The organism is Cedecea sp. AS113 (assembly GCF_037152415.1).
Lineage (GTDB): Bacteria > Pseudomonadota > Gammaproteobacteria > Enterobacterales > Enterobacteriaceae > Cedecea.
Genome location: NZ_JBBCMI010000053.1, coordinates 1 through 745 on the forward strand (window position 1 = coordinate 1; position 745 = coordinate 745).

Sequence of the window (745 nt, forward strand, 5' to 3'; positions counted from 1 at the left end):
ACGGAGAAAGTGTTGCTGAAATTCACGCTGAACGTAGAGAGAGGTTATGGCATGGCGGGAAGTGCTGCCGAGGCTGTTGCTGCGGGTCTGGTCATGCTGAAACTGGCTCATTAATGTCCAGCTCCCCAGCGCGGCCTCCAGGCCCCCGTTCCAGCTCATGCTTGACTGCTGCTCGCTGCCGCTGAGGTTAAGCTGGTTATTCAGCAGCAGGCCTGAATCCCCATCTTCGGGTAAGGTATACCAGTATTTATTCGCGTCGTTTCCCGGTTGCTGCGTGAGTAAAACGAGGCGGGCATCGCTCAGGCTGTAATCCGCCGCCAGCAGCCCCGGCGGGCAGGCATGGTCACTGCACTTCCCAAGCGGAACAAAGTCAGTGAACGCCTTTAACCAGCGCTGGCGTTCGGCCTCGCTAAACTCACTGTCGCCGTTATCGGTAAAATGGATAATCCTGGCCCGGTTATCCTCCGTCACGATGATCATGGCATCGCCCAGGACCCGGTTATCTACCATGATGCGGGCTGAAAGCGGGGCATTGAAGAAATACGCCTGAAAATCATCCGGCATAGCCGCTGCCTGGCTGGCAAGCGTCGCAGGCTGAGCCAAAACATTTACACTGCTGAAAAGCAGACATAACGACCCTGTTAATGGACGCAAGAATCCCATAATATCAAACGCCTGAAATTTTCTTTCCGAAGAAAGAAAAGAGAAATCCCTCTCTCTTTTCTCCTCAATGCTCGATTGTTCG

At 54.0% G+C, this 745-nt stretch carries 1 pseudogene; it reads right to left on the reverse strand.

The features are described 5' to 3' along the window. A pseudogene (locus WFN87_RS23970) lies at nucleotides 1-603 on the reverse strand (hypothetical protein); the annotation flags it as partial. Between the last annotated feature and the right edge of the window lie 142 nt (nucleotides 604-745).